Here is a 21,687-nt window from a genome sequence, read left to right as displayed (position 1 = left end):
CATGACACGGGCAGCACTTCTCGTCCTCGCCGACGGCCGCTTCCCCGCCGGAGGGCACGCCCACTCCGGCGGGGCGGAGGAGGCGGTCAAGGCGGGCCGGATCACCGGCGCCGCGAGCCTCGAGGCCTTCTGCCGGGGCCGGTTGCACACGGCCGGCCTGGTGGCGGCGGCGCTGGCCGCGGCGGCGGCCGCCGGGGCGGACCCGGTGGAGCTGGACGCGGCGGCCGACGCCCGCACACCGTCCCCGGCACTGCGGCTGGCCGCCCGCAAGCTGGGCCGGCAGCTGATGCGGGCCGCCCGCTCCACCTGGCCGAGCACCGAACTGGACGCCCTGGCCCGGGAGTTCCCCAAGGGCGCCCACCAGCCGGTGGTCCTGGGCCTGACGGCCCGCGCGGCCGGCCTCGGCCCCGAGGACGCGGCCCACTGCGCGGCCTACGAGAGCGTCGGCGGACCGGCGACGGCGGTGGTACGGCTGCTCAGCCTCGACCCGTTCGAGGCGACGGCGGCACTGGCCCGGCTGGCCCCCGAACTGGACCTGGTCGTGGACCGCGCGGTGACCGCGGGGACGGCGGTCCCACCGGCGCTGCCGGCCGCGTCGGCGCCCCTGCTGGAGATCGGAGCGGAGCGACACGCGGCCTGGCCGGTACGCCTGTTCGCCTCGTAGCGCCCCGACCACCTTGACGCGACACCCCCCGAACAGGAGCCGCCCCATGCACCTCGACCACACCCACCACGGTCCCGCCGCGGTCGGCGCCGACGCCCGTCGTGCCGACGGCTCCCGGCGGGCCCTGCGGATCGGGCTCGGCGGGCCCGTCGGGTCCGGGAAGACCGCCACCGTCGCGGCCCTCTGCCGGGCCCTGCGGGACGAACTCTCCCTGGCCGTCGTCACCAACGACATCTACACCCGTGAGGACGCCGAGTTCCTGCTGCGGGAGGCCGTGCTGCCGCCCGAGCGGATCACCGCCGTGGAGACCGGGGCCTGCCCGCACACCGCGATCCGGGACGACATCTCCGCCAACCTCGAAGCGGTGGAGGATCTCGAGGACGCCGTCGGCCCGCTCGATCTCGTGCTGGTCGAGTCCGGCGGGGACAACCTCACCGCCACCTTCTCCAAGGGACTCGTCGACGCGCAGATCTTCGTCATCGACGTCGCCGGCGGGGACGACATCCCGAGGAAGGGCGGTCCCGGCGTCACCACCGCCGACCTCCTCGTCGTCAACAAGACCGACCTCGCGCCGTACGTCGGGTCCGACCTCGCCCGGATGGCCGCCGACGCCAAGGCGCAGCGGGCCGAACTCCCCGTCGTGTTCCAGTCGTTGCGGAGCGAGGCGGGCGTCACCGATGTGGCCGCCTGGGTGCGGGCACAGCTCGGCGCCTGGACGGCGTGACATGAGCGGTGTGCACGCCGTCGCCCGGATCAGGGCGACGGCGGACGGGCGCGGCGGGACCTCCCTGCCCGTCCTGGAGAGCGACGGCCCGCTGGCGCTGCGCCGGACCCGGGGGAGCGGGGCCGAGGCGCGGGTCATGCTGGTCGGCGCGATGAGCGGCCCCCTGGGCGGGGACCGGTTCGCCGTCGAGGCGGAGGTGGCGGACGGCGCCCGGTTGCGCGTCGGCTCGGCCGCAGCCACCCTGGCGCTGCCCGGACAGAGCAAGGACGAGGCGCGCTACGAGGTACGGCTCACCGTCGAGGACGGCGGTGAACTCCACTGGACGCCCGAGCCGTTGATCTCCGCGACCGGCAGCGACCTGTACGTCACCACCCGGGCCGACCTCGCCCCGAGCGCCCGGCTCGTGCTGCGTGAGGAGCAGATCCTCGGGCGGGTGAAGGAGGAACCGGGGCGGCTCACCAGCCGGTTGACCGTCCGGGTGGGCGGACGGGCCCTTCTCGACCAGGAGTTGGCCTGTGGGCCCGGCGGGCCCGGCGGCTGGGACGGTCCGGCCGTCCTCGCGGGACTACGAGCCGTCGGTCAAGTCCTTGTGGTGAGGCCGGAGTTCCGCGACAATCCGGTGGCCACGCGCGTGCTCGGAGAGCACGCCTCACTCATGCCGCTCGCCGGGCCAGGTGCGCTGGTCACCGCCGTCGCGGCGGACGGGCTGCGGCTGCGGCGGGTGCTGGACGAGGCGATGGCCGCGCTCGGCATCCGGTGAGCGGTAACCCGCTCTCCGGTTATCGGATTGGCAAAGAAGGTCAACAAACCCTGTTCTCAGGAGCCTCACAGCCGCGAGGATCCCCGGTACCGCCATGACCAAGGCAGGGGGAGTACCCACTTGACGGACATACGACCGAACAGCAGGACCGCGGCGCTCGGCACGGCCGGCGCGCTCGTCGCCGCCACCTTGATGGCCGGTGCCTTCGCGGCGCCGGCGAGCGCGACCAGCGGCAGTTCGGGGCAGGACAGGGAGCAGCGGGGTGCCGCGGTCGCCGCGGCACGCGCCGCCAAGGCCGGTATCGACTGGCAGGACTGTCCGGCGGACTGGGGACTGGTGAAGCCGGTCCAGTGCGGCTGGGTCAGCGTGCCGCTCGACTACGCCAAGCCCAACGGCAAGCAGATCAAGCTGGCCGTCGACCACATCGGCAGCACCGGCACCGAGAAGGAGCGCCAGGGCGCGCTCGTCTACAACCCGGGCGGCCCCGGCGGCTCCGGGCTGCGTTTCCCGCTCCGCGTCACCAACAAGAACCCGCTGTGGACCAACGTCTCCAAGGCCTACGACTTCGTGGGCTTCGACCCGCGTGGGGTCGGCCACTCCGCGCCCATCTCCTGCATCGACCCGCAGGAGTTCGTCAAGGCGCCGAAGGCCGACCCGGTCCCGGACAGCGAGGCCGACAAGCTCGCACAGATCAAGCTCGCGAGCGAGTACGCCGACGGCTGCTACGAGCGCAGCGGCGAGATGCTGCCGTACATGACCACCCCGAACACCGTGCGCGACCTGGACGTCATCCGCGCCGCCCTCGGTGAGAAGAAGCTCAACTACCTGGGCGTCTCCTACGGCACCTACATCGGCGCCGTCTACGGCACCCTCTTCCCGGGCCACGTCCGCCGGATGATCGTCGACAGTGTCGTCAACCCGTCCCGCGAGAAGATCTGGTACGAGGCCAACCTCGACCAGGACGTCGCCTTCGAGGGCCGCTGGAAGGACTGGGAGGACTGGGTCGCCGCCAACGACGCCACCTTCCACCTCGGCACCACCCGCTCCGCCGTGCAGGCGAAGTGGCTGGAGCTGCGCGCCACCGCCAAGAAGAACCCCATCGGCGGTCTCGTCGGCCCGGCCGAGCTGATCGGCTTCTTCCAGAGCGCCCCGTACTACGACTCGTCGTGGATCCCGGTCGCCACGGTCTTCAGCAAGTACTTCGCCGGTGACACCCAGGCGCTCGTCGACGCGGCCGCCCCGGACCTCACCGACACGGCCGGCAACATCACTGCGGAGAACGGCAACGCGGTCTACACGGCCGTCGAGTGCACCGACGCCAAGTGGCCGACCAGCTGGAGCAAGTGGAACCGCGACAACACGCGGCTCAACAAGGACTACCCGTTCATGACCTGGGCCAACGCGTGGCTGAACCTGCCGTGCGCCTTCTGGCCGGTCAAGCAGCAGACGCCGGTGAACGTCAAGACCCACAAGGGTCTGCCGGGTGTGCTGATCGTGCAGTCCACGAACGACGCGGCCACCCCGTACGACGGCGCCGTCGAGCTGCACAAGCGGTTCAAGGGCTCCCGTCTGATCACCGAGAAGGGGGCCGGCTCCCACGGTGTGACGAACCTCGTCAACTCCTGCATCAACCCCCGGGTGGACGCCTACCTCCTCACCGGAAAGCTGGACGGCAAGGACGTGACCTGCACGCCGCACGCCACGCCGAAGCCGTAACCCCGGTTCGGTAACCGCGACTCCCTCGGATGTCCCGTCAACTCAAGGGCATCCGGGGGAGTTTGCGCTTCTGCTCGGTGGCCTCGGCGGCCTTCACCACCGCCGCGTACTCGTCGACGTACTCCTGCTCGGACAGCTTCAGGATCGCGTACATGATCTCGTCGGTGACCGCGCGCAGGATCGCCTTCTCGTTCTCCATGCCGGCGTAGCGGGAGAAGTCGAGGGGCTTGCCGAAGCGGATGACCACCGGGTGGAGGGTGGGCAGGACCTGGCCGGGCGGCTGTGCCTCGAAGGTGCCGATCATCGCGCAGGGGACCACCGGCACCCCGGCCCTGAGCGCCATCACCGCGACGCCGACCTTGCCCTTGTAGAGCCGTCCGTCGTGCGAGCGGGTGCCCTCCGGGTAGATGCCGAGCAGTTCGTCCTTGCTCAGGACGCCGAGTCCCTCGCGGATCGCGGCCTGGCCCGCCTCCTTGCCGGAGCGGTCGACCGGGATCTGCCCGGCGCTGCGGAAGAAGCCCGCGGTCAGCCGGCCCTTGATGCCCGGGCCGGTGAAGTACTCGGCCTTGGCCAGGAACGTGATGCGGCGCTTGAGGACCGCGGGCATCAGGAAGTGGTCCGCGAACGACAGATGGTTGCCCGCGATGATGGCAGGCCCCGTCTCCGGTACGTGCTCCAGGCCTTCGATGCGGGGCCGGAAGGCCAGTCTCAGCAAGGGGCCCAGCAGGACGTACTTGAGCACGTAGTAGAACAACGGGTCGCTCCTCACTCCGGCGGTCGGCGGCCGGTGACCGGCGGCCTGCGGCCTGCGGCCGCGCCACCAGGTTCCTGCCCTGGGCGGCCGGGCGGCAAGTCCTGCTGCGGCCCCGCCTCGGACGTCTTCACAGCCGTACGACCACCAGGGCCGTGTCGTCGGTCGCGCCACCCGGAGGCAGCAGTTCGAGCAGGACGGCGTCGGCGAGGGCCTCCGGATCGGCGTGCCGGTGCCGGGTGAGGGCCCCGGCGAGGCGGCCGAGGCCCCGGTCGATGTCCTCGTGCCGCCGCTCCACCAGACCGTCGGTGTAGAGCGCGAGGGTGGCGCCGTGGTCGTAGCGGGTGCACTCCTGCGGCCGCAGGACCGGTGAAGGGCGGGCGTCGAGCGGGGGATCGGTGGCCCGGTCGAGGAATTCGACGCGGCCGTCGGCGTGGACCAGCACGGGCGGCGGATGGCCGGCGCTGCTGTAGGTGATGGTGTGGTGGTCGAAGTCGATGAACGTGGTGACCGCCGTGGCCGATTCGGCGCCGTCGACGACGCCCGCGTACCGCCCCAGGACGTTCAGGGCCTCCGCGGGGCCCTCGGCGACCCGGGAGGCGGCGCTGAGCGCGCTGCGCAACTGGCCCATCACCCCGGCCGCCTCCAGTCCGTGCCCGACGACGTCGCCGACCGACACGCCGATGCGGTTGCCGCCGACCAGGTCGACCAGGTCGTACCAGTCCCCGCAGACGTTCAGCGAGCCGACCGCCGGGCGGTAGCGGACGGCCGCGTGGTGGTGGCCCACCTGACGGCGGGCGGGCAGCATCGCCTTCTGCAGGGCGAGCGCCACCTCCCGCTCACGGGCGTGCGCGAGCCGCAGCCGCTCGTTGACCTCCTGCAGTTCGCGGGCGCGTGTGTACAGCTCGGCCTCCAGCACCCGGGTCCGGCTGCCCGGGCGGCCGGTGTCGCCGCGCCCGCCGCGGGCCCGGATCAGCTCGGTGACCTCCTCGACCCGGTGCACCAGGAGCACCACCGAGCCGTCGGGCCCGATCACCGGCGCGTTGACCGGGCTCCAGTACCGCTCGTCCCACTCCCCGGGCCGCTCGGGATCCTCGACGTCGTAGCGCTGCAGGGCCATCGCGTCCCGCTCGCCGGTGGCGAGGACCCGGCGCAGCGAGGCCTCGAGGTTGCGGGCACCGGTGGCCGCCGGGTCGTTGGGGTTGTCCGGGAAGACATCGAAGAGATGCCGGCCGACCATCTGCTCCCGTTTGCGGTGCGCCACCCGCAGGAACTCCTCGTTGGCGTCCGCGTACACCAGCTCGGGGGTCAGCAGCGCCACCATGCCCGGCAAGGCCTGGAACACCGCCGCGTAGTCGATCGCCGTGTCGTCCATGACTCGCGCCCCATCCGCCGGTATTGCGTCATTTTCTCACGCAATACGAAGAATGGGGGGCCGGGTGTCCCGCACCCCGGAGGCCGGGTGCCGCGCGCCCCGGAGGCCGGGTGCCGCGCCCCCCGGACGCCGGGTGTCACCGGCCCAGGGCGTCCTGTGTCACGCGCCGGGGGCCGGGAGCGGCTGCTCGGCCCAGATGATCTTTCCCTCGGGCAGGAAACGGGTACCCCAGCGCTGGGTGACCTGCGAGACCAGCAGCAGGCCGCGGCCGCCCTCGTCGGTGGTGCGCGGATGGCGCGGATGGGGTGCGGTGGCGCCGCCGTCGAAGACCTCGCAGACCAGGGTGCGCTCACGGATCAGCCGGAGCCGGATCGGACCGGTCGCGTACCGGATGGCGTTCGTGACCAGTTCGCTGACCACCAGCTCGGTCGTGAACGACAGCTCCGCGAGCCCCCACTCGGCCAGTCGGCGGCTCGCCGTCTTGCGGGCCTCGGCGACCGCGGCCGGGTCGGCGGCGAGCTCCCACTCGGCGACCCGGTCCGGGGAGAGCCGGTGGGTGCGGGCCATCAGCAGGGCCGCGTCGTCGTGCGGACGGGCCGGGACGAGCGCGTCGATCACGGCCCGGCAGCGCACGTCCAGACCGGGCGCCTCCCGCTCCAGGGCCTGCCGCAGCCGGGTCCGGTCGGTGTCCGGCGCCCACTCGTCGCCCTGCGCCAGCAGTCCGTCGGTGTGCAGCGCCAGCGTGCTGCCCTCCGGCAGCGTCACCTCCACCGACTCGAACGCCGGTCCGCCCGCGCCGAGCGGCGACCCCTGCGGCAGATCGACGAACGTGACGCGGCCGTCGGGCAGCACCACGGCCGGGGCGGGATGTCCGGCGGCGGCCATCGCGCACCGGCCGTCGACGGGGTCGTAGACGACGTACACACACCCGGCGCCCCGCGCCCGGCTGCCCGTCTCCGGCCCCTCCTCGCGGGCCATGCGGCCCACCAGGTCGTCGAGATGCGCGAGGACCTCGTCCGGCGGCAGGTCCAGGGCGGCGAGGGTGTGCACGGCGGTCCGCACCCGGCCCATCGCCGCGGCGGCGTCGATGCCGTGCCCCGGCACCTCGCCCACCACCAGCGCCACCCGCGCCGCCGACAGCGGGATGAGGTCGTACCAGTCGCCGCCCAGGCCCGTCAGCTCGTCGGCCGGCCGGTAGCAGGCGGCCGCCTCGACCGCGTCCTGCTCGGGCAGCCGGCGGGGGAGCAGGTTGCGCTGGAGCACCAGGGCCGCCTCCCGCTCACGCGTGTAGCGGCGGGCGTTGTCCACGCAGACGGCCGCCCGCGAGACCAGGTCCTCGGCCAGCGTCAGGTCGTCGGCGTCGAAGGGCTCGCGCCGCCGGTACCGCAGGAAGGTGGTGACACCGAGCGTGGCCCCCCGCGCCCGCACCGGCACGATCAGCGTGCTGACCGGCCCGGACTCCCCGGCCACGGTCGGCAGCCACTCCTCCGCGTCCGGATCGAGCCGCTCGGCGGACCAGGGGCGGCCGCTGATCAGGCAGCGGACGGGTGGCGAGTCGGCGGGGTGGAGGACCGTGGGGGCGGGGTCGCGGGAGTCCGGTGCGTTCGTGTGCCGGGCCGTTCGCAGGCCCGCCCTGCGCAGTCGTAGCGAGCCGTGCGGGTCCTGGGCCGTCACGGGTTCCGCACCCCGCAGGACCGGTTCCAGGAGGTCCACGGTGACCGCGTCGGCGAAGCCGGGGACGGACACGTCGGCCAGCTCCCGCGCGGTCCGGGCGATGTCCAGGCTGCGGCCGATGCGCCGCCCCGCCCGGTCGAGGAGGGCGAGCCGCTGCCGAGCGCGATGCCGGTCGGTGATGTCGACGACCGTGTAGTACACGCCCATCGCGTTCCCGTGGTCGTCGTCGAGCCGGGTGAACGACAGCATGTGCGCCGTCTCCCGGTGCGGCGCGGCCCGTACCTGCCCCAGATGCTCGTAGCCGACGACGGGCTCCCCGGTCTCCAGCACCCGCCGCATCTGCTCCTCGACGGCCACCGAGTCCAGCCCCGGCTGGACGTCCGCCAGCCGCAGCCCCAGCCGCTGTTCGGGCCGGCCGCCGCCGAACCTGGTCAGCGCGTCGTTCGACCACACGTACCGCAGATCGGTGTCCACGATCGCGATGCCGATGGGGGAGCCGGCCACCATCTGCTCCAGTACCGAGCGGCTCATGGTCCAGCCGGGGGCGTCCCCCATCTCGTTCAGCAGCACCAGCCAGCGGGCCGGGCCGCCGGGCTCGTCGGCGGAGGTGAACCGGGCCATCACCGCAACCGGCCGGCCGTCCCGCCGCCGGGCCGACAGCAGCCCCGCCCAGCCGCCGTCCCGGCGGCTCCGCTCCAGGATGTCCGGCACCCGGCCCGCGTCCCCGTGGGCCAGCAGACCGGCCAGGTCCTTGCCCACCGCCTCGGCCGCCGGGTACCCCAGCAGCCGTTCGGCGTCCCTGGTCCAGCTCGTGACCACGCCCCGCCCGTCGAGCAGCAGGGGTGCCGCGTCCGCCACGTCGAACCGCCGGCGGGCACTGTCGTCCTCGTCGTGTTTGCCCACGGCCGACCTCTCTGTCGCTGAGAGTGGTCTACCACCTCCTGACCCAGTCTTCACCCTGCCTGCACAACAGTGACCGAGCCACCCGGCCGGCCACCGGGGAGCCCGCTCGGCTCAGGCCCCCCGCGTCAGCACACTCGCCAAGGCCTCCAGCGCCCAACGCAGTTCCTCCGCCGTGACGGTCAGCGGCGGGGCGAGCCGGATGGTCGAGCCGTGGGTGTCCTTGACGAGGACGCCCTCCCGCATGAGGCGCTTGCTCACCTCGCGGCCGGTGCCGAGCGCCGGGTCGACGTCGACGCCCGCCCACAGGCCGCGCGCCCGGAAACCGACGACACCCTTGCCGACCAGCCCGGTCAGCCCGTCCCGCAGGACGCTCCCCAGTTCGGCCGCCCGCCGCTGGAACTCGCCCGTCTCCAGCAGCTCCACCACCGCCGTGCCGACCGCCGCGGCGAGCGGGTTCCCGCCGAAGGTCGAGCCGTGCTCGCCCGGCCGCAGCACGGACAGCACCTCGCGCCGCGCCACCACCGCCGACACCGGCACGATCCCGCCGCCCAGCGCCTTGCCCAGCAGCAGCACGTCGGGGACGACCGACTCGTGGTCCACGGCCAGGGTCCGGCCGGTGCGGCCGAGGCCGGACTGGATCTCGTCGGCGACGAACAGGGTGTTCGTCCGCCGGGTCAGTTCCCGTACCCCGGTCAGATAGCCGTCGTCGGGAATGACGACCCCCGCCTCGCCCTGGATCGGCTCGATCAGCACCGCGGCCGTGGTCTCGTCGACCGCCGCCTCCAGGGCCGCCAGGTCGTTGTACGGCACGATCCGGAAGCCCGGCGTGAAGGGGCCGAAGCCCGTCCGGGCCGTCTCGTCCGTGGAGAAGCTCACGATCGTCGTCGTACGGCCGTGGAAGTTGTCCGCCGCCACCACGATCGTCGCCCGGTCGGCCGGGACTCCCTTCACCTCGTAGGCCCACTTGCGGGCCACCTTGATGCCGCTCTCCACCGCCTCCGCGCCGGTGTTCATCGGCAGCACCATGTCCAGGCCCGTCAGCGCCGCGAGCCGCTCGGCGAACCCGGCGAGACGGTCGTTGTGGAAGGCGCGCGAGGTCAGGGTCAGCCGGTCGAGCTGGCGGTGGGCCGCCTCGACCAGCGCGGGGTGGCGGTGGCCGAAGTTGAGAGCCGAGTACCCGGCCAGCATGTCCAGATAGCGGTGGCCCTCGACGTCCTCCACCCAGGTCCCCTCGGCGCGCGCGACGACCACGGGCAGCGGGTGGTAATTGTGCGCGAGGACCGGCTCCTCGGCGCGGATCAGCTCCTGCGAGGAACGCGGGGAGTCCGCTGAGGAACGCGGGGCACCTTCGGCGGACGTACGCGCGGGGACGACGGGTGCGGTCATGAGCGGATCTCCTGAGTGCAGCACTTGATGCCACCGCCGGCCTTGTGCAGCTCGGACAGGTCGACGGGGACGGGGAGGTAGCCGTGCTCGCCGAGCCGGGCGGTGAGCACCTCGGCCTGCGGCGCGATGAAGACATGCCGGCCGTCGGAGACGGAGTTCAGACCGAACGCCATCGCGTCGTCACGGGTGGCCAGCACGGCGTCCGGGTACAGCCGGGCGAGCACCTCGCGGCTGCCGGGCGAGAACGCCTCCGGGTAGTAGCAGACGTTGTCGTCGTCGAGGACGAACAGCGCGGTGTCCAGGTGGTAGAAGTACGGGTCCACCAGCGTCAGGCTGACCACCGGATGGCCGAAGAACTCCTGCACCTCGCGGTGCGCCTCACGGGTGGTGCGGAAGCCGGTGCCGGCCAGCACGTACCGCCCCGTCCAGACGAGGTCGCCCTCGCCCTCGCACACCGACTCGGGCCGGTGGACGTCGTAGCCCGCCGCCTTGAACCAGGTGTCGTAGTGGTCGGACTCGGGGCGCCGCTCGGGCGCGTGGAAGAGGGAGCCGAAGACGCGGCCGCCGACGACGACCGCCGAGTTCGCGGCGAAGACCATGTCCGGGAGGCCGGGCACCGGGTCGACGGTGTCCACCTCGTGGCCGTGGGCGCGATAGGCCAGGATCAGTGACCGCCACTGATCGCGAGCAAGATCGACGTCCACCCGGGTGTCGGGATGCATCCACGGGTTGATCGCGTACCGCACGTCGAAGTGTCTGGGTTCACAGACGAGGAAGCGCCGGGCGCGCGGGGCACGGCCGGTGGTCATACTCTCGGGCATGCCTCCAAGGTAAGAAGCGACAGCGGAGCGCGACAAGGAAAGAACGCTGCGTGTTCACGCACGGTTGCTGCGCAGTCAGCCTTCCCGACGCACGTTCGCTGCGTCATCGGGTGCCGCATGGGTCGCCCCCGCCTCCGGACTCTCCGGCAGCAGATGCGACAGCACCATCACACTGATCGTCTTGCGGATGAACGGCTCGGCCCGGATCCGCTCGAGCACCTCCTCGAAGTGCTCCACGTCCCGCGCCCGCACATGCAGCAGCGCGTCCGCACCGCCCGTCACGGTCATCGCCGCCGTGATCTCCGGATGGTTGCGCACCACCTCCGCCAGCCGCCGGGGCGGGGCGGCACCCTCGCAGTACACCTCCACGTACGCCTCCGTGCGCCAGCCCAGCGCCGACGGTTGCACCGTCGCCGTGAACCCCGTGATCACCCCGGTGTCCCGCAGCCGGTCCACCCGGCGCTTGACCGCCGTCGCCGACAGACCGACCGCCGACCCGATCTCCGCGAAGCTCGTCCGGGCGTTCGCCATCAGCGCGGTCACGATCTTCCGGTCCAGCTCGTCGAAAGGGGCAGTGCCGCTGTTCATGCGGGCACCTTATCCAGCGGACACGTCCACACCCCGGCACGTGTCCCGCCGCGCCGATCGCCCCTACACTCCACGTTCATGCTGCGCGCCCTCGCCGTCGACGACGAACGCCCCTCGCTGGAGGAACTGCTCTACCTCCTGAACACCGACCCCCGCATCGGCAGCGTGGAGGGCGCCGGCGACGCGACCGAGGCGCTGCGCCGCATCAACCGCGCCCTGGAGTCCGGCCCGCACGGTCCGGAGGCCATCGACGTCGTCTTCCTCGACATCCAGATGCCCGGCCTCGACGGCCTCGACCTGGCCCGTCTCCTCACCGGCTTCGCCCGGCCCCCGCTCGTCGTGTTCGTCACCGCCCACGAGGACTTCGCCGTCCAGGCCTTCGACCTCAAGGCCGTCGACTACGTCCTCAAGCCCGTCCGCAAGGAGCGCCTCGCCGAGGCAGTCCGCCGCGCCGCCGAACTCCGCGGGACGGCACCCCGCATCCCGGTCCACGAGCCCGACCCCGACCACATACCCGTCGAACTCGGCGGAGTGACGCGCTTCGTCGCCGTCGACGACATCACCCACGTCGAGGCCCAGGGCGACTACGCCCGGCTGCACACCGACCGCGGCAGCCACCTCGTCCGCATCCCCCTCTCCGCTCTGGAGGAGCGCTGGCGCGGCCGCGGCTTCGTCCGCATCCACCGCCGCCACCTGGTCGCGCTGCGCCACATAGGAGAACTCCGCCTGGACGCCGGCACGGTGAGCGTCCTGGTCGGCGGGGAGGAACTGCAGGTCAGCCGCCGCCACGCCCGCGAACTGCGGGACCTGCTGATGAGGAGGCCCTAGCCGTGCCGCAGGACCCCGTCGAGCGGCGCGTCGTCGTCACCGGCCCGCCCCGCCGTACCCGCCGCGCCTCCGCCTACTACCGCCCGCGCACCGAGATAGACGAGCAGACCACCCTCGGCCACACCTACGTCCGCTCCCTGATGCGCTCCCAACTCCGCGCCGCCCTCACGGCGTTCGCCGTGCTCGCCCTCCTCGTCGGCCCCCTGCCGCTGCTCTTCGCGGCGCTGCCCGACGCCCGCCGTCTGGAATGGGCCGTCCTCGGCTTCTGCCTCTACCTCCCGATCGTCCTGCTCGCCCGCTGGTACGTACACCGCGCCGAACGCAACGAACGGGACCTCGTGCGGCTGGTCGAGGACAAATGAGAGCCACTGACCGGTGAACTCGACCTATGCCGTCCCCGCCGTCGCCCTCGTCGTCGTGGCGACCGTCCTCGTCGGCGCCTTCGGCCTGCGCGTCTCCCGTACCACCTCCGACTTCTACGTCGCCTCCCGCACCGTCGGTCCCCGCCTCAACGCGGCCGCCATCAGCGGCGAGTACCTGTCCGCCGCCTCCTTCCTCGGCATCGCCGGACTCGTCCTCGTCCAGGGCCCGGACATGCTCTGGTACCCGGTCGGGTACACCGCCGGATACCTGGTCCTGCTCCTCTTCGTGGCGGCCCCCCTGCGCCGCTCCGGCGCCTACACCCTCCCCGACTTCGCCGAGGCCCGCCTCGCCTCCCAGACGGTCAGACGGCTCGCGGGCGCCCTCGTCGTCGGTGTCGGCTGGCTCTATCTGCTGCCCCAACTCCAGGGCGCCGGACTCACGTTGACGGTCCTCACCGGCGCACCCGACTCCCTCGGCGGACTGATCGTCGCCGTCGTGGTCACCGCCACCGTCGCCGCCGGCGGCATGCGCAGCATCACCTTCGTGCAGGCCTTCCAGTACTGGCTCAAGCTCACCGCGCTCCTCGTCCCCGCCCTCTTCCTGGTCCTCGCCTGGCAGGGCGACGGGGCGCCCCGGCACGCCTTCCAGGAACCGGCCGCCTTCCGCGAGCAGCGGACCGTCCGCGTCGACGACACCCTCGACCTCACCCTGGACCGTCCGCTGACCGTGACGGTCGACGGCACCGTCGACGGCCGCCCGCACGACGACACCGTCCTGCGCCTGCCCGCCGGCACCCACCGCATCCAGCAGGGCACCAGGCTCACCTTCGCCGAGGGCACGGCGGTCCCCAGGGCCGAGCGCGGCACCAGCGGCGGCATGTCCACCTCCCTGGCCGCCGGCCGCGAGGAGCGCCCGCTGTACGCGACGTACGGCCTGATCCTCGCCACCTTCCTCGGCACCATGGGCCTCCCGCACGTCGTCGTCCGCTTCTACACCAGCCCGCACGGAGTCGCCGCCCGCCGCACCACGGTCGCCGTCCTCGCCCTGATCGGCGTCTTCTACCTGCTCCCGCCCGTCTACGGCGCCCTCGGCCGTCTGTACACCCCCGAGCTGGCCCTCACCGGCGACGCCGACGCCGCCGTCCTGCTGCTGCCCGACCGGCTCATCGGCGGCCTGGCCGGTGATCTGCTGGGCGCACTGGTCGCCGGGGGAGCGTTCGCCGCGTTCCTGTCCACGGCGTCGGGGCTGACCATGGCGGTGGCGGGCGTCCTCACCCAGGACGTCCTGCCCACCCGGGGCGTACGGCACTTCCGGCTCGGTACCGGGCTCGCCATGGCCGTACCCCTGGCGGCGAGCCTGCTGGTGGGCGGGCTGCCGGTGGCGGACGCGGTGGGCCTCGCCTTCGCGGTGTCGGCGTCCTCCTTCTGCCCGCTGCTGGTCCTCGGCATCTGGTGGCGCCGGCTCACCCCGCCCGGCGCGGCGGCCGGGATGGTGGTGGGCGGCGGCTCGGCGTTCCTGGCCGTGGCCGCGACGATGGCGGGCCTGCCGGGCACGGGCCGGCTGCACGCGCTGCTCGCCTGGCCCGCGCTGTGGTCCGTACCCCTGGGGTTCCTGACGATGGTCCTGGTCTCCCTGGCCACCCCGGCCCGGATCCCGGCCGGCACGGCGGCGATCCTGGCCCGCTTCCATCTGCCGGAGGAACTGAGGGCCACGGAGGTGAAGGCGTGAGCGGCTTCCTGGCGGGCCTGTGCATCGCCATCCTCCCCTTCCTCGCCCTCGGCTTCTGGCTCGGCCGCCGCACCGCCCGCCCCGAGAACCTCGGCGGCCTGGGCACGCCCGTGGAGCACGCCACCTTCCAGACCCTGCACACCGCCTCCCTCGCCGCACCCCCGCTGCGCGCCGGACTGACCGAGGAGACGGCCCGCAAGTCCGCCCGCAGACTGCGTACCCTGCTCGGCACCGACGCGCTCTGTCTGACCGACCGGGGGGAGGTGCTGGCCTGGGACGGCGTCGGCGCACACCACCGCGCCCAGATCACCCAGCGGCTGGCCGGCGTCCTGGACAGCGGCCGCGGCGAGGCCTTCCGCCTGACCTGCGACCACGCCGACTGCCCGGTCCGCTGGGCGGTGCTCGCCCCGCTCACCGTCGACGACCGGGTGCACGGCGTCCTCGTCGCCTGCGCGCCCCGGGAGTCCGCCGTGCTGGTACGGGCGGCGGGGGAGGTGGCCCGCTGGGTCAGCGTCCAACTGGAGCTGGCGGATCTCGACCAGTCCCGTACGAGACTGATCGAGGCGGAGATCAAGGCGTTGCGCGCCCAGATCTCCCCGCACTTCATCTTCAACTCGCTCGCCGTGATCGCGTCCTTCGTCCGCACCGACCCCGAACGCGCCCGCGAACTGCTGTTGGAGTTCGCCGACTTCACCCGCTACTCGTTCCGCAGGCACGGCGACTTCACCACCCTCGCGGACGAGCTGCACGCCATCGACCACTACCTGGCCCTGGTCCGGGCCCGCTTCGGTGACCGGCTCGCCGTCACCCTCCAGATCGCCCCGGAGGTCCTGCCCGTGGCCCTGCCCTTCCTCTGCCTCCAGCCCCTCGTCGAGAACGCCGTGAAACACGGCCTCGAGGGCAAGGCGGAGCAGTGCCACATCCAGATCACCGCGCAGGACACCGGCGCCGAGGCACTCGTCGTCATCGAGGACGACGGCGCCGGCATGGACCCGGTCCAGCTGCGCCGCATCCTGGCCGGCGAGGTCGGTCCGTCCGGCGGCATCGGCCTGTCCAACGTCGACGACCGGCTCCGCCAGGTGTACGGCGACGATCACGGCCTCGTCATCGAGACGGCCGTGGGAGCGGGCATGAAGATCACCGCCAGGCTGCCGAAGTACCAGCCGGGCGTGCACTCGGCGGCCCGGGTCGCCCCCCAGTGACCAGCACGGTGACCGGCACGGCGACCGGCCGAGCGCCGGCCCGGTGATCAGCTCCGGTCAGCCGGCTTTCAGCTGTTTTTCAGCGCGATCATCGCGAGGGTGATCAGCCCGAGCACGACCCAGCCGAACCACAGCCAGCCGTTGCTGCCGAGAGCCACCGTGTAGGCGGTCACCACGACCAGCCCGCCGAGAGTGAGCACCCCCATGGTCTTCGTGGAACCGTCCGTGGAACCGGCCATCGCGACACCCTCTCCTCAGGGCCGCCCACCGCTGGGCGTGTCCACCTCCATGGTGCCCTGCGTTCCCCGATGGCGCCCCGGGTTCAGCGCCCGCGTGCGTCCAGCGAGGCGAGATAGGCGTTGTACGCCTCCAGCTCCTTGTCGCCGTCCCGGTCGGCCGCCCGGTCCTTGCGCTTGGCCTGCCGCTGCTCGGAGCCGTACCACTGGAACAGCAGCGCGATCAGCACCAGCACGGACGGGATCTCACTGAACGCCCACGCGATGCCGCCGGCGGCGGTCTGGTCGGAGAGGGCGTCGATGCCCAGCGAGGCGGGCGGGTTCTCGAACGTCTTCACCATCGGCTGGGAGGCCATCATCAGCGCGATGCCGAAGAACGCGTGGAACGGCATGCCCGCGAACAGCTCCAGCATCCGCATGAGGTAGCCCGGCCGGTGCGGGCCCGGGTCGACCCCGATGATCGGCCAGAAGAACACCACGCCCACGGCGAAGAAGTGCACCATCATCGCGATGTGCCCGGTCCTGGAGCCCATCAGGAAGTCGAAGATGGGCGTGAAGTAGAGGGCGTAGAGCGAGGCGATGAACAGCGGGATGGTGAACGCCGGGTGCGTGATGATCCGCATGTACCGGCTGTGCAGCAGCATCAGCAGCAGCTCGCGCGGCCCCTTGCGCCCCGCGCCCGCGGCCGGCACCGCGCGCAGCGCCAGCGTGACGGGGGCGCCGAGCAGCACGAGGATCGGCGACAGCATGCTGATGATCATGTGCTGCACCATGTGCACGCTGAACATGACCATCCCGTAGTCGTTCAGCCTGGTGCACATCACGAGCATGACGGTCAGCACCCCGACGACGTACGACACGGTCCGCCCGACGGGCCAGGAGTCCCCGCGCCGCCGCAGCCGTACGACCCCCCAGGCGTACAGCCCGAGCCCCGCCACACAGGCGACGAGGAAGAACGGATCCGCCGACCACTGAAGGCCCCGCCCCAGCGTGAACGGCAACAGATCCATACTCACGCCGTGCCCGCTGTGGTCCATGGTGGGCGGCTCCTGATTCGTGGGGGGTTGTACGTTTCCTGCCGCCCCAAGAGTAGAACCGCCCCCGGCGATCTCCGTCACCGGGGGCAGTGGGAGTCGACGCCCTAGAGAACGGTCTCCGCTTCGGCGTACCGCTCGGCCGGCACGGTCTTGAGTGTCTTCACGGCCTCGGCCAGCGGGACCATCACGATGTCCGTCCCGCGCAGGGCCGTCATCTTCCCGAACTCACCCCGGTGCACCGCCTCCACCGCGTGCCACCCGAACCGGGTCGCGAGCACCCGGTCGTAGGCCGTCGGCGTCCCGCCCCGCTGCACGTGCCCGAGGATGACCGGACGGGCCTCCTTGCCGAGCCGGGACTCCAGCTCGATCGACAGCTGGCGGGCGATCCCGGCGAACCGCTCGTGCCCGTAGATGTCCTTGCCGCCCTCGTCGTAGACCATGGTGCCGGGCTTCGGCTTCGCCCCCTCCGCCGCGACGACGATCGCGAACCGCTTCCCCGCCTCGAACCGCTCGCCGACCCGCCGGGCCAGCTCCTCGATGTCGAAGGGGCGTTCGGGTACGACGATGGCGTGGGCGCCCGCCGCCATGCCGGACTGCAGCGCTATCCAGCCGGTGTGCCGCCCCATGACCTCGACGACCAGCACCCGCTGGTGGGACTCGGCGGTGGTCTTCAGCCGGTCCAGGGCCTCCGTGGCCACGCCGACCGCGGTGTCGAAGCCGAAGGTGACGTCGGTGACGGCGATGTCGTTGTCGATGGTCTTCGGCACGCCCACGATGGGCAGCCCGCCGTCGGACATCAGGCGGGCCGCCTTGAGGGTGCCCTCACCGCCGATGGGGATGACCGCGTCGAGGCCGAGTTCCTCGAGGTGGCCCTTGGCCCGCTCGACGCCGTCCCGCAGATGCGAGGGCTGGACCCGGGAGGAGCCGAGGATGGTGCCGCCGCGGGCGAGGATGCCGCTCACCGCGTCGAGGTCGAGCTTGAGGTAGTCGCACTCCAGGAGGCCCTTCCAGCCGTCCCGGAAGCCGATGACCTCGTCGCCGTGGTCGGCGACGGCACGGTGCACGACGGACCGGATGACGGCGTTCAGGCCGGGGCAGTCGCCGCCGGACGTGAGGACACCAATGCGCATAGCCCGAAACAACCTTCTCCACGAGGGCCGGGTCCGGACCGCATTGTCCGGCTCGATCCCCGCCACCCTAGCGGCATGAGGGGGCGGGACCGAAGCACGCGTCCGCCTGCTGGACGCGCCTGCTCACCTGTGCGGAGGCACCGACAGACGGGCTGCTGACGGCACTCTGAAAAGCAGGTGAACAGACGGGTCGGAGGCGGGCTGGGGACGGGTCAGGCGGGCTGCTGGGCCGCGGCGATGCGCTCGCTGCGCAGCGCCTCGTACCAGCGGTCGTCGCTCGGCGGGAGCGCGTTCACGTCGAGCGCCAGCTTCAGCAGCAGGTCGGCGATGAGCGGGTTGCGGGCGAGCACCGGTCCGTGCATGTACGTACCGAACACGGTGTCGTTGTACGCGCCCTCCGTGCCGTCCCCCGTGCCGTTGCCCTTGCCGATCTGGACCCGGGCGAACGGCCGGGCGGTCGGACCGAGACGGGTGACGCCCTGGTGGTTCTCGAAGCCGGTCAGCGGGGGCAGGCCGAGCCGGGGGTCGATGTCGCCGAGGACGTCACCGACGCACCGCTCGCCCTCGCCGCGCACCGTGGTGACGTCGAGCAGACCGAGTCCGGGCTGACGCTGGCCGACGTCGTTGACGAACTCGTGGCCCAGGATCTGGTAGCCGGCGCAGACCGCGAACACGATCGCGCCGTTGTTCACCGCCTGGTACAGGTGCCCGTCGCGCAGCAGCCGCTCCGCCGCGAGCCGCTGCGGCCGGTCCTCGCCGCCGCCGATGAGGTAGATGTCGCCGGAGGTCGGGATCGGCTGGTCGCTGCGCACGTCGAGCCGGGCCACGTCGAGGCCGCGCTGCCGCGCCCGGCGCTCCACGACCAGGACGTTGCCCTGGTCGCCGTAGGTGCTCAGCAGGTCCGGGTAGACCCAGACGATCCGTAGCTGGTTGTCGCTCATGAACTGCTCGTCCTCCGTGGTCAGTTCGCGGTCAGTTGCCGACGCGGCGGCGCAGGTCCTGGAACGCGGTGTAGTTCGCGATGACCTCGATCCGGCCCGGCGGGCACATCTGCACGGCCTGGTCGACGCTGTCGCACACCTGGAAGTGCTGGTTCGCCACCTCGAGCCGGACCGCGAGGTCCAGCTTGCGGTCGCCGATGACGCAGATCGGGTGGCCGGTCAGCCGCGTGTAGTCGACGTCCCACAGCCAGGAGGTGTCGGTGCCGTCGGCGCCGCGCGCGTTCACCGAGAGGATCACGGGGGCGGGCGCAGGATCGATCAGGCTGAACGTCTCGAGCCAGCCCGCCGGGTTCTTGGCCAGCAGCAGGCGCAGGTCACGGCCCTGGAACTGGACGACGTCGTAGCGCCCGGCGACGGCCTGCACCTGGTACATGCGCTCCAGCGCGACCTGCGGCGGCACCCCGAACACGGCGGCGACGGCCGCGGAGGAGGCGGCGTTGGCCTTGTTGGCCCGCCCCGGCAGCTGCAGGTGGATCGGCCAGGCGGAGCCGTGCGGGTCGAGAACGTGGTCCCCGGAGAGCGCCCAGCTGGGCTGCGGCCGGCGGAACCCGCACTCGCCGCAGTACCAGTCGTCGCCCGGCCGCTGCATCACGCCGCCGCAGGACGGGCAGGACCAGGCGTCGTCCTTCCACATCTGGCCCGCGGCCACCCAGACCACGTTCGGCGACGAGGAGGCGGCCCACACCACCAGCGGGTCGTCGGCGTTGGCGACGATGACGGCTTTGGAACCGGCCAGCCCCTCCCGCCAGTTCTCGGCGAGCATCCGGGTCTCGGCGGCGCGGTCGAGCTGGTCCCGGGAGAGGTTGAGCAGGGCGATGCACTTGGGCGCGGTGTCCCGGGCCACGCCGGCGAGGTACTTCTCGTCGACCTCGATGACGCCGTATCTGGCCTCGGAACCGCCCGCGAGCGCCGAGGTGATGCCGGCCGGCATGTTGGCGCCGAGCGCGTTCGACACGACGGGGCCGGCCGCCCGCAGCGCTTCGGCGATCAGCCGGGTCGTGGTGGTCTTCCCGTTCGTCGCCGAGACGAGGACTACGTCCAGGTTCTGGGCAAGCCGGGCGAGAAGGTCGGGATCGAGTTTGAGCGCCACCCGGCCACCGATCACCGATCCGCTGCCGCGTCCGGCCGCGCGCGATGCCGCAGCGACCGCCTTGCCCGCGGTCACGGCGATCTTGGCCCGCGGCGTGAGCGGGTCCGAGTTGCCTGCCATCAGTTCTCGATCCTCCTTGCGTACGCGCCGCGCCTCTGCCGTACGGCAACGTGGTAGGTGGTCAGCCTATCGAGATCCATTCGCACTCCCGAATCGCGGCACCGCCTCACGCGTCCGTCGGCATGCGCGTGTCAGAAAGGACCGTACCCTTGCCGCCATGCGACACGGCTCCATCCCGGGCGCCCACGGGCGCGTCCGGCCTCTCAGTCTGCTCGGCGACCCGGTCCTCGCACAGCCCTGCCGCGAGGTCACCGACTTCGGGCCCGGACTCGCCCGCCTCGTGGAGGACATGTTCGCCACGATGTACGCAGCTCAGGGCGTCGGCCTCGCCGCCAACCAGGTCGGCGAAGCGTTGCGGGTCTTCGTCTACGACTGCCCGGACGACGACGAGGTCCGCCATGTGGGCCATGTCGTGAACCCCCGTCTGGTCGAGGCGGACGGGATCGTCCTGCGCGGCCCCGAGGGCTGTCTCTCCCTGCCGGGCCTGGAGGCGGGAACGGAACGCCCCGACCACGCGGTCGTCGAGGGCCGCACGGTGACGGGCGACCTGGTGAGGGTCCACGGCACGGGATTTTTTGCCAGATGCTTGCAACACGAGTGCGACCACCTCGAGGGCGTGGTCTACGCGGACCGGGTGGGGGGCTGGCGGAGGAAGCGGCTGATGCGCCAAGTGCGCCGTGCCTCCTGGAGCTAGTGCCGCGGCAGCGTGCCGGGCGCCGCGACGGGGCGAACGTTGCCTGCCGCGGCACTGGCCGGGGGGCGGGGAAGCCGGCCGGGGATCAGAACCCCGGACCCCCGATCTTGTCCCCCGCGGCCGCGAGACGGCCCCACAGGAGGTCCGCCAGACTCCGCACCAGCTCCGCCCTGGAGCAGGGCCGTTCACCGAGCCACCAGTCCCCGGCCGCATGCATCATCCCGACGATGCCGTGCCCCCACACCCGGGCCAACTGCTGGCTCCCGGGCCCGAGATCCAGCCGGTCCTCGATCACCTGGGCCAGTTCCTCACCCATCCGGCGGAGCAACGGCGCACTGTGCTTTCCGACGTCGAACCCCTGGTCTCCCCCCTGGCCCCCCTCGGAGGGATGCATCAGGAACCGGTACACCTGGGGCCGGGCCTCGATGGCGGCGAGGTAGGTGTCGAGGGTCGCCTCGACCCGCTCCCGGCGCTCGGCGGGCGCGTCCAGCGCGGCGCGCAGCGAGTCGAGGAGCGCGTCGGTGTGCCGCTTGGCGAGCGCCGCGTACAAGCCTCCTTTGTCGCCGAAGTGGCGATAAAGGATCGGTTTCGTGATGCCGGCCTCCGCCGCGATGGCGTTCATGGAAGCCTGGGGGCCGTCCCGCAGCACCACCCGGTCCGCGGCCTCCAGCAACTCGCGCCGTCGGCGGTCGGCGGACCGTTGTTGCTCGGTCCGCTGCGTGGTGTCCATGTGCTCTCCCCACCCGTGTTGATTCGGTGACGCCTGCGCAAACTAACACCTGACAGCAGCCTGACATCGAACTGGCTGGCGGGCCCCGGGTCCGTCATCAGGAGTTGACTTTCTCTACTGATCAGTAACAGACTCGCGTTACCGCTAGTAACACGCACGCCCGCCG

At 72.3% G+C, this 21,687-nt stretch carries 21 protein-coding genes; 9 read left to right on the top strand and 12 right to left on the bottom strand.

Annotated elements, in window-relative coordinates:
- Nucleotide 1 precedes the first annotated feature (1 nt).
- The 4 genes from ABT057_RS05755 (at nucleotide 2) to ABT057_RS05740 (ending at nucleotide 3,864) form a co-directional block, all read left to right on the top strand.
- A complete protein-coding gene (locus tag ABT057_RS05755) occupies nucleotides 2–664 on the top strand; it encodes an urease accessory protein UreF (RefSeq protein WP_352341191.1) in 663 nt (220 codons plus the stop codon).
- Nucleotides 665–710: 46 nt separating this feature from the next.
- Nucleotides 711–1,388 carry an urease accessory protein UreG gene (gene ureG / locus ABT057_RS05750; RefSeq protein ID WP_352341190.1) on the top strand — a complete coding sequence of 226 codons (678 nt, stop codon included), beginning with the start codon at nucleotides 711–713 and terminating at the stop codon, nucleotides 1,386–1,388.
- Between the two features lies 1 nt (nucleotide 1,389).
- Nucleotides 1,390–2,148 (top strand): urease accessory protein UreD, encoded by a 759-nt coding sequence (locus tag ABT057_RS05745; protein WP_352341189.1) that lies wholly within the window; start codon nucleotides 1,390–1,392, stop codon nucleotides 2,146–2,148.
- 192 nt (nucleotides 2,149–2,340) lie between these two features.
- Nucleotides 2,341–3,864, top strand: a complete 1,524-nt coding sequence (locus ABT057_RS05740; protein ID WP_502973792.1) for an alpha/beta hydrolase — start codon at nucleotides 2,341–2,343, stop codon at nucleotides 3,862–3,864.
- 37 nt (nucleotides 3,865–3,901) lie between these two features.
- On the opposite strand, the gene ABT057_RS05735 is transcribed toward ABT057_RS05740, so the two are convergent.
- The 6 genes from ABT057_RS05735 to ABT057_RS05710 form a co-directional block, all read right to left on the bottom strand.
- The gene (locus tag ABT057_RS05735) at nucleotides 3,902–4,618 is read right to left on the bottom strand and encodes a lysophospholipid acyltransferase family protein (RefSeq protein ID WP_352341187.1); all 717 of its coding nucleotides are present in this window, start codon (nucleotides 4,616–4,618) and stop codon (nucleotides 3,902–3,904) included.
- A 127-nt stretch (nucleotides 4,619–4,745) separates the two neighbouring features.
- Complete coding sequence (locus ABT057_RS05730; protein ID WP_352341186.1) at nucleotides 4,746–5,990, bottom strand: PP2C family protein-serine/threonine phosphatase; 1,245 nt, start codon at nucleotides 5,988–5,990, stop codon at nucleotides 4,746–4,748.
- A gap of 159 nt (nucleotides 5,991–6,149) precedes the next feature.
- Nucleotides 6,150–8,567 (bottom strand): SpoIIE family protein phosphatase, encoded by a 2,418-nt coding sequence (locus ABT057_RS05725; protein WP_352341185.1) that lies wholly within the window; start codon nucleotides 8,565–8,567, stop codon nucleotides 6,150–6,152.
- Between the two features lie 111 nt (nucleotides 8,568–8,678).
- On the bottom strand, nucleotides 8,679–9,953 hold the full coding sequence (gene rocD, locus ABT057_RS05720) for an ornithine--oxo-acid transaminase (RefSeq protein ID WP_352341184.1): 1,275 nt from the start codon (nucleotides 9,951–9,953) through the stop codon (nucleotides 8,679–8,681).
- Nucleotides 9,950–10,762, bottom strand: coding sequence for a dimethylargininase (ddaH, locus tag ABT057_RS05715; RefSeq protein WP_352341228.1), 813 nt, complete (start codon nucleotides 10,760–10,762; stop codon nucleotides 9,950–9,952). Before ddaH ends, rocD begins: the two co-directional genes overlap by 4 nt.
- 87 nt (nucleotides 10,763–10,849) lie before the next feature.
- The gene (locus tag ABT057_RS05710; RefSeq protein ID WP_352341183.1) at nucleotides 10,850–11,362 is read right to left on the bottom strand and encodes an Lrp/AsnC family transcriptional regulator; all 513 of its coding nucleotides are present in this window, start codon (nucleotides 11,360–11,362) and stop codon (nucleotides 10,850–10,852) included.
- Nucleotides 11,363–11,440: 78 nt separating this feature from the next.
- On the opposite strand from ABT057_RS05710, the gene ABT057_RS05705 reads away from it, so the two are divergent.
- From ABT057_RS05705 to ABT057_RS05690, 4 genes are read left to right on the top strand one after another with little or no spacing between them, the layout of a single operon-like run.
- Entirely contained in the window at nucleotides 11,441–12,190 is a 750-nt protein-coding gene (locus ABT057_RS05705; protein WP_352341182.1) for a LytR/AlgR family response regulator transcription factor, read from the top strand.
- A 2-nt stretch (nucleotides 12,191–12,192) separates the two neighbouring features.
- Nucleotides 12,193–12,552: a hypothetical protein gene (locus tag ABT057_RS05700; RefSeq protein WP_352341181.1), complete on the top strand. Its 360-nt coding sequence runs from the start codon at nucleotides 12,193–12,195 to the stop codon at nucleotides 12,550–12,552.
- 13 nt (nucleotides 12,553–12,565) lie between these two features.
- Nucleotides 12,566–14,281: a sodium/solute symporter gene (locus ABT057_RS05695; RefSeq protein ID WP_352341180.1), complete on the top strand. Its 1,716-nt coding sequence runs from the start codon at nucleotides 12,566–12,568 to the stop codon at nucleotides 14,279–14,281.
- On the top strand, nucleotides 14,278–15,483 hold the full coding sequence (locus ABT057_RS05690; RefSeq protein WP_352341179.1) for a sensor histidine kinase: 1,206 nt from the start codon (nucleotides 14,278–14,280) through the stop codon (nucleotides 15,481–15,483). Before ABT057_RS05695 ends, ABT057_RS05690 begins: the two co-directional genes overlap by 4 nt.
- A gap of 68 nt (nucleotides 15,484–15,551) precedes the next feature.
- On the opposite strand, the gene ABT057_RS05685 is transcribed toward ABT057_RS05690, so the two are convergent.
- From ABT057_RS05685 to ABT057_RS05665, 5 genes are all read right to left on the bottom strand, one after another.
- Entirely contained in the window at nucleotides 15,552–15,722 is a 171-nt protein-coding gene (locus ABT057_RS05685; RefSeq protein WP_352341178.1) for a hypothetical protein, read from the bottom strand.
- Nucleotides 15,723–15,805: 83 nt separating this feature from the next.
- Nucleotides 15,806–16,756 carry a cytochrome c oxidase assembly protein gene (locus ABT057_RS05680; protein WP_352341177.1) on the bottom strand — a complete coding sequence of 317 codons (951 nt, stop codon included), beginning with the start codon at nucleotides 16,754–16,756 and terminating at the stop codon, nucleotides 15,806–15,808.
- A gap of 104 nt (nucleotides 16,757–16,860) precedes the next feature.
- Nucleotides 16,861–17,886 carry a 6-phosphofructokinase gene (locus ABT057_RS05675; RefSeq protein ID WP_352341176.1) on the bottom strand — a complete coding sequence of 342 codons (1,026 nt, stop codon included), beginning with the start codon at nucleotides 17,884–17,886 and terminating at the stop codon, nucleotides 16,861–16,863.
- Between the two features lie 212 nt (nucleotides 17,887–18,098).
- Complete coding sequence (locus ABT057_RS05670) at nucleotides 18,099–18,827, bottom strand: type 1 glutamine amidotransferase (protein ID WP_352341175.1); 729 nt, start codon at nucleotides 18,825–18,827, stop codon at nucleotides 18,099–18,101.
- A gap of 31 nt (nucleotides 18,828–18,858) precedes the next feature.
- Nucleotides 18,859–20,097 carry a MurT ligase domain-containing protein gene (locus tag ABT057_RS05665; protein WP_352341174.1) on the bottom strand — a complete coding sequence of 413 codons (1,239 nt, stop codon included), beginning with the start codon at nucleotides 20,095–20,097 and terminating at the stop codon, nucleotides 18,859–18,861.
- A gap of 157 nt (nucleotides 20,098–20,254) precedes the next feature.
- On the opposite strand from ABT057_RS05665, the gene def reads away from it, so the two are divergent.
- A complete protein-coding gene (gene def / locus ABT057_RS05660) occupies nucleotides 20,255–20,791 on the top strand; it encodes a peptide deformylase (RefSeq protein ID WP_352341173.1) in 537 nt (178 codons plus the stop codon).
- Nucleotides 20,792–20,876: 85 nt separating this feature from the next.
- Here the strand turns inward: def and ABT057_RS05655 are convergent, their stop codons facing one another.
- The gene (locus ABT057_RS05655) at nucleotides 20,877–21,521 is read right to left on the bottom strand and encodes a TetR/AcrR family transcriptional regulator (protein ID WP_352341172.1); all 645 of its coding nucleotides are present in this window, start codon (nucleotides 21,519–21,521) and stop codon (nucleotides 20,877–20,879) included.
- Between the last annotated feature and the right edge of the window lie 166 nt (nucleotides 21,522–21,687).

The sequence above is a fragment of the Streptomyces sp. NPDC002588 genome (assembly GCF_040295925.1).
Lineage (GTDB): Bacteria > Actinomycetota > Actinomycetes > Streptomycetales > Streptomycetaceae > Streptomyces.
This window is presented reverse-complemented; position numbering and strand designations above follow the sequence as displayed.

Bases quoted from the DNA above. Each gene is read 5' to 3' on its own strand.
- ABT057_RS05755 (WP_352341191.1), top strand. From the start codon at position 2: ATGACACGGGCAGCACTTCTCGTCCTCGCCGACGGCCGCTTCCCCGCC.
- ureG (WP_352341190.1), top strand. From the start codon at position 711: ATGCACCTCGACCACACCCACCACGGTCCCGCCGCGGTCGGCGCCGAC.
- ABT057_RS05745 (WP_352341189.1), top strand. From the start codon at position 1,390: ATGAGCGGTGTGCACGCCGTCGCCCGGATCAGGGCGACGGCGGACGGG.
- ABT057_RS05740 (WP_502973792.1), top strand. From the start codon at position 2,341: ATGGCCGGTGCCTTCGCGGCGCCGGCGAGCGCGACCAGCGGCAGTTCG.
- ABT057_RS05730 (WP_352341186.1), bottom strand. From the start codon at position 5,990: ATGGACGACACGGCGATCGACTACGCGGCGGTGTTCCAGGCCTTGCCG.
- rocD (WP_352341184.1), bottom strand. From the start codon at position 9,953: ATGACCGCACCCGTCGTCCCCGCGCGTACGTCCGCCGAAGGTGCCCCG.
- ddaH (WP_352341228.1), bottom strand. From the start codon at position 10,762: ATGACCACCGGCCGTGCCCCGCGCGCCCGGCGCTTCCTCGTCTGTGAA.
- ABT057_RS05710 (WP_352341183.1), bottom strand. From the start codon at position 11,362: ATGAACAGCGGCACTGCCCCTTTCGACGAGCTGGACCGGAAGATCGTG.
- ABT057_RS05705 (WP_352341182.1), top strand. From the start codon at position 11,441: ATGCTGCGCGCCCTCGCCGTCGACGACGAACGCCCCTCGCTGGAGGAA.
- ABT057_RS05685 (WP_352341178.1), bottom strand. From the start codon at position 15,722: ATGGCCGGTTCCACGGACGGTTCCACGAAGACCATGGGGGTGCTCACT.
- ABT057_RS05680 (WP_352341177.1), bottom strand. From the start codon at position 16,756: ATGGACCACAGCGGGCACGGCGTGAGTATGGATCTGTTGCCGTTCACG.
- ABT057_RS05675 (WP_352341176.1), bottom strand. From the start codon at position 17,886: ATGCGCATTGGTGTCCTCACGTCCGGCGGCGACTGCCCCGGCCTGAAC.
- ABT057_RS05670 (WP_352341175.1), bottom strand. From the start codon at position 18,827: ATGAGCGACAACCAGCTACGGATCGTCTGGGTCTACCCGGACCTGCTG.
- ABT057_RS05665 (WP_352341174.1), bottom strand. From the start codon at position 20,097: ATGGCAGGCAACTCGGACCCGCTCACGCCGCGGGCCAAGATCGCCGTG.
- def (WP_352341173.1), top strand. From the start codon at position 20,255: ATGCGACACGGCTCCATCCCGGGCGCCCACGGGCGCGTCCGGCCTCTC.
- ABT057_RS05655 (WP_352341172.1), bottom strand. From the start codon at position 21,521: ATGGACACCACGCAGCGGACCGAGCAACAACGGTCCGCCGACCGCCGA.